The 6,000-nt window shown below is 67.7% G+C and carries 3 protein-coding genes; all 3 read right to left on the bottom strand.

Features of this window, described 5'->3' with window-relative positions:
- Positions 1–78: 78 nt before the first annotated feature.
- A complete protein-coding gene (gene gltB / locus V7Q31_RS02280; RefSeq protein WP_333832049.1) occupies positions 79–4,617 on the bottom strand; it encodes a glutamate synthase large subunit in 4,539 nt (1,512 codons plus the stop codon).
- A gap of 40 nt (positions 4,618–4,657) precedes the next feature.
- Positions 4,658–5,572 (bottom strand): hypothetical protein, encoded by a 915-nt coding sequence (locus tag V7Q31_RS02285; protein WP_333832050.1) that lies wholly within the window; start codon positions 5,570–5,572, stop codon positions 4,658–4,660.
- A 65-nt stretch (positions 5,573–5,637) separates the two neighbouring features.
- Complete coding sequence (locus tag V7Q31_RS02290) at positions 5,638–5,934, bottom strand: nucleotidyltransferase domain-containing protein (protein WP_333832051.1); 297 nt, start codon at positions 5,932–5,934, stop codon at positions 5,638–5,640.
- Between the last annotated feature and the right edge of the window lie 66 nt (positions 5,935–6,000).

The following is a 6,000-nucleotide window of genomic DNA, read 5'->3' on the forward strand; positions in this document are numbered from 1 at the left end:
GCCATAGCTCGGGCGTTCCAAAGCGCCCACCCGAGGGAGGGCGCGGTCCTCAGCGCCCATGCCGGCCCTGGCCCCCGCTCACTCCCCGGCCAGCGCCACCCCTTCGTCGCTCAGCGGATGGCTCAGCCGCGAGACCATCTCCTTCGGGCAGATCTGCACGAACCGGCCCCGCTCGCGGTCCCAGTTGCGCAGCATCTCGCGGGCCAGCGGGCTCTCGGTCTCGCGGGCGTGGCGCTCCACCAGTCCGCGCAGCACGCCTTCCCAATGCGCCGAGCGCAACGGCCCCCAGACCACCGTCTCGGGGTTGACCCGCTCGGCGAAGGCGCCGTCGCCGTCATGCACGAAGGCCATCCCCCCGGTCATCCCGGCCCCGAAATTCGCGCCCACGGCCCCGAGGATCACGGCGGTCCCGCCCGTCATGTACTCGCAGCCGTTAGACCCGCAGCCTTCGACCACCACCTGCGCGCCCGAATTGCGCACGCAGAAGCGCTCGCCCGCCTGACCGCTCGCGAACAGCATGCCGTCGGTGGCGCCGTAGAGCACCGTGTTGCCGACGATGGTGTTCTCATGCGGCGCGATGGGCGAGCCGAGCGGCGGGCGGACCACGATCACCGCGCCCGACAGCCCCTTGCCGACATAGTCGTTGGCGTCGCCATGCACGACGATCTTCAGCCCCGGCGCCCCGAACGCCCCCAGCGATTGCCCCGCCGAGCCGCTCAGGTTCAGCGTGAGATGATCCGGCTGCAGCCCGTGGTTCCGCATCCCGAAGCGGCGCACCATGTGGCTCGACACCCGCGTGCCGATGGTCCGGTCGGTGTTCCGTATGGTGTAGGAGAGCTGCATCTTCTCCTTGTCCTTCAGGAACGGCCCCGCATCCGCCACGATCCGCGCGTCCAGAGTGTCCGGCACCGGGTTGCGCGGCTTGTCGAGCGGGTAGGAGGGCTGCGGCCCTTCCTCGACCCGCACCAGCATCGGGTTGAGGTCGAGATCGTCGAGATGCGCCGCGCCCCGGCTCACCTGCGCCAGCAGGTCGGCCCGGCCGATGATCTCCTCGAGGCTCCGCGCCCCGAGGCTCGCGAGGATCTCCCGCACCTCCTGCGCGATGAAGGTGAACAGGTTCACCACCTTGTCGGCCGTGCCGGTGAACTTCTCGCGCAGCCTCGGGTCCTGCACGCAGACGCCGACCGGGCAGGTGTTGCTCTGGCACTGGCGCACCATGATGCAGCCCATCGCGATCAGGCTGGCGGTGCCGATCCCGTATTCCTCCGCCCCCATCATCGCCGCGATCACGATGTCGCGCCCCGTTCGCAAGCCGCCATCGGTGCGCAGCGTGATGCGGTCGCGCAGCTTGTTGAGCGCGAGCACCTGATGCGCCTCGGTCAGCCCCATCTCCCAGGGCAGGCCCGCATGCTTGATCGAGGTCTGCGGCGAGGCGCCCGTTCCCCCGTTATGCCCCGCGATCAGGATCACGTCGGCCTTCGCCTTCGCCACCCCCGCCGCGATGGTGCCGACGCCCGACGCCGCCACCAGCTTCACGCAGACCTTGGCCTCGGGATTGATCTGCTTGAGGTCGTAGATCAGCTGCGCCAGATCCTCGATCGAGTAGATGTCGTGATGCGGCGGCGGGCTGATCAGCGTCACGCCGGGCGTGGAGTGGCGCAGCTTCGCGATCATCTCGGTGACCTTGAAGCCGGGCAGCTGCCCGCCCTCGCCGGGCTTCGCGCCCTGCGCCACCTTGATCTCCAGCTCCTTGCAATGGTTGAGATATTCCGCCGTCACGCCGAACCGCCCGCTGGCCACCTGCTTGATCTTGGCCGAGGGATTGTCGCCGTTGGGCTCGGGGTGGAAATGCTTGGGGTCCTCCCCGCCCTCGCCGCTGTCCGACTTCGCGCCGATCCGGTTCATCGCGACGTTCAGCGCCTTGTGCGCCTCGGGGCTGAGCGCGCCCAGGCTCATGCCGGGGGTCACGAACCGCTTGCGGATCGACGTGATGCTCTCGACCTCGTCCAGCGGAACAGGATTGGCGGCGCTCTTGAAATCGAGCAGGTCGCGCAGATGGATCGGCGGCGTCGCCCGCATGCCTTCGGAGAACTTGCGGAACGTCTCGTAGCTGCCGGTGTCGCAGGCGCGCTGCAGCGTGTGGATCAGCCCCGCCTGCCACGCATGCGTCTCGCCCGAGCGGCGGAACTTGTAGGCCCCGCCGATCGGCAGCGTCTCGACGCCCTCGCGGAAGGCGCGGCCGTGGATGTCCTCGGCCTTGTGCTGCAAACCGGCCATCCCGACGCCCGAGATGCGGCTCGGCATGCCGGGGAAGAACTCCGCCACCAGCGCGCGGGACAGCCCCACCGCCTCGAAGTTCAGCCCGCCGCGATAGGAGGAGATCACCGAGATCCCCATCTTCGACATGATCTTGAGCAGGCCCTGATTGATCGCCTCGCGATGGCGCGCCACGGCCTGCTCCAGCGGCCCCTCGATCAACCCCTTCTCCCAGCGCGCGCGGATCGTGTCCTGCGCCAGATAGGCGTTCACCGTGGTCGCGCCGCAGCCGATCAGCACCGCGAAGTAATGCGGGTCGATGCACTCCGCCGCCCGCACGTTCAGCGAGGTGAACGTCCGCAGCCCCTGCTTGGTCAGCCACACATGCGCCGCCGACACCGCGAGGATCATCGGCATCCCCACCCGATCCGGCCCGACCGTCTCGTCGGTGAGGATCAGATGGTTGACGCCCGCGCGCACGGCGTCCTCGGCTTCGAGCCGCACCCGCTCGATCTCGCGGCGCAGGGCGTCCGGCCCGGCCTCGGCGGGGAAAGTGCAGTCGATCTCGCGCAGCGACTCCGCCACCGCGTCGCGCATCGCGGCGAACTGGCCGTTGGTCACCACCGGGCTGTCGAGCGTGACGATCTCGGTCTGGCTGCCGTCCTGATCGAGCACGTTCTTGAGGTTGCCGAACCGCGTCTTGAGGCTCATCACCCGGTGTTCGCGCAAGCTGTCGATCGGCGGGTTGGTCACCTGGCTGAAGTTCTGTCGGAAGAAATGGCTCAGCGGGCGATACTTGTCCGACAGCACCGCCACCGGCGTGTCGTCGCCCATCGAGCCGATGGCCTCCTTGCCGTCCTCGGCCATCGGCGCGAGGATCGACTCGATTTCCTCGACCGTGTAGCCCGCCGCGATCTGGCGGCGGCGCAGCTCTTCGGGCGTGAACAGCGCGGGCTCGGGCGCGCCGGCGAGCTGCGCCTCGATGTCCACGACCTTCTCGATCCACTGGTCGAAGGGCTGGGCGGCGGCGAGTTCGTCCTTGATCTCGGAATCGTGCAGAAGGCGCTTGCCCTCCATGTCGATGCCGAGCATCTGCCCCGGCCCGAGCCGCCCCTTCTCGACCACCTGGCTCTCGTCCACCGGCACCATGCCGATCTCCGAGCCTGCGATCACGAGGCCGTCGCGCGTCACCACATAGCGCAGCGGGCGCAGCCCGTTGCGGTCCATGCCGGCGATCACCCAGCGCCCGTCGGTCGCGCACAGCGCCGCCGGGCCGTCCCAGGGCTCCATCACCGCGTTGGAATAGGCGTACATCGCCCGCCAGCGCTCGGGCATGGTGTCCTCCGCCGTCGACCACGGCTCGGGCACCAGCATGGTCTTGGCCATCGGCGCGTTGCGGCCCGCGCGCACCATCACTTCGAACACCGCATCCAGCGCCGCCGAATCCGACGAGCCCGCCGGCACGATCGGCTTGATCTCCTCGGCCAGCTCCCCGAAGGAACTCGACGCCATGCGGATTTCATGGCTCCTCATCCAGTTCAGGTTGCCCTTCAGCGTGTTGATCTCGCCATTGTGGGCGAGCATGCGGAAGGGCTGCGCAAGCCACCATTGCGGGAAGGTGTTGGTGCTGTAGCGCTGGTGGTAGATCGCGAAGGCCGACACGAAGCGGGGGTCCTTCAGGTCGGGATAGAACTCCGCGACCTGCTCGGCCAGCATCATCCCCTTGTAGATCACGCTGCGGCAGGACAGCGAGCAGACGTAGAAGCCTTGCGCCTGGGTCGCGGCGGCGGCCTTCTCGATGCGCCGGCGGATCACGTAGAGCTCGCGCTCGAAGGTCTCGGCGTCCACGCCCTTGGCGTTGCGGATGATGATCTGCTCGATCTCGGGCCGGGTCGCGCCGGCCTTCTCGCCGAGCACGTCGGTGTTCATCGGCACTTGCCGCCAGCCGTAGATCGTGTGGCCGAGCCGCAGGATCTCGGTCTCGACGACGGTGCGGCACGCCTCCTGCCCGCCGAGATCGGCGCGCGGCAGGAAGATCATCCCCACCGCCAGCATCGCGTCGTCGGGCTCGTGGCCGGTGCGCCGGATCTGCTCGCGGAAGAACTCCTGCGGGATCTGCACATGGATGCCCGCGCCGTCGCCGGTCTTGCCGTCGGCGTCCACCGCGCCCCGGTGCCAGATCGCCTTGAGGGCGTCGATGCCCTTCTGCACCACTTCGCGGCGCGGTTCGCCGTCCACCGCCACGACGAAGCCGACCCCGCAGGAGGCATGCTCGTCCTCCTCGCGATACATCCCCGTCTCGGCGAGGCGCTTGCGCTCGGCTTCGTGGCGCGCGGCCCAAGTCTCGTCGTAACGGGTCATGGCGTGTCTCCTTCGGTGCGGGCTGCGCAAGCGTTCGTGTTCATGTTTCCCTGGGGCCGCAGCCCCAGAACTCGATCAGGCCGGCGAGATCAGGATCGTCGAATAGGCGTTCGCGAAAGAATGTGACGTCGCTTTGGCTGCCCGGCCACATCGCTACCGGCCACGCACTATCCTCGTCGAACTCACCCCAGCCGCCGACAAGACGAGAAGTGTCAGTCGATCTGACGACGATTTCAGCTAACGCATCCGGGTCAGTATCGTCCGCTAGGCCGCCACAGAATGCATCATTGATCACTTCGGAGATCGAGCAGACGTCGGGGTTATCAAGTTCCCACGCCTGCCAACCCCGGATCCGGTCCGCGAGCACCGTCTCAAAGACGTTCCGGAATTCCGCTTCGGTCAGGGTTGGGGGAGTCTCATCGTTAGACCGCTTTATCCAGACATCCGGGTACCCGTCGCGGTCAGCCCCCCACACCCAGATATCGTCCGGGATCGACGCCGCCAGTTCATGTCGGATATCAACGGGTTCCGGCTCGTCCGGCTCCGGCTCGTCCTCGGCGAGCAGGTTGTTCGCATCCCGGAGCAGCCTTTCCGCCGCGCTCAATAAGGCCGGACCAAGCTCCAGCGTCTCGTTGATCCTCTGCGCCCGCTTCTCGGCGCTCATGGGGTATTCATGCGCCAACCGGTTGCGCAGCAGCACCAGCGTCAGGAAGTGCTGCGCATCGGCCAGCGACCCTCTCGCCTCCATGTGCCGGAAAGCGTCGCGCGCCGACCATCCCGTGGTGTTTTCCCCAAGAACCACGAGCATCGCTCGGATCAGCCGGTTGGAAAGCAGATCGACGAGCTGCTCATAGGATTTGAACAGGCTCAGCACGTCCTTCTGCTGGAGCCGAGACATGATGTCGGCGAGCCGTGGGCTCAGCGGAGCAAAGCGACCGACTTCCTCGACGGACAAGCGCAGGCTCTCCGCGACGCGTCGCGTCGCCTCGACTACCTCACCGAGGAGCGCCCGTTCCTCCTTCACAGCACGACGCCATCGCGATAAGCGATCCGCTCGATGGCCGCGCGAGGCCGGTTCGGCTCGACCAGCAGCACGTCGATCTTTCGTTCGCCAAGTCTCTCCATGAGCGCGAATAGCAGCGCGCATTCGTCCTTGAACGTTTCCCGCCCCTCGGGAACCTCCACCAGCAGGTCGATGTCGCCGCCTTTCTTGCGGTCGTCCACGCGGCTTCCGAACAGGCGCACGACGGCCTGCGGACCGAACACTTCCGCCGTTGCGGCCCTGATCCCCGCGATCTCCTCCGCCGTCAGCCTCATCCGCCGCCCCCCGCGAACAGCGCGATGGTCTCGGTCTCGCTCAGGCGCGGGCGCTCGCCGGCGAAG

This window comes from Rubrimonas sp., assembly GCF_036788415.1.
GTDB lineage: Bacteria > Pseudomonadota > Alphaproteobacteria > Rhodobacterales > Rhodobacteraceae > Rubrimonas.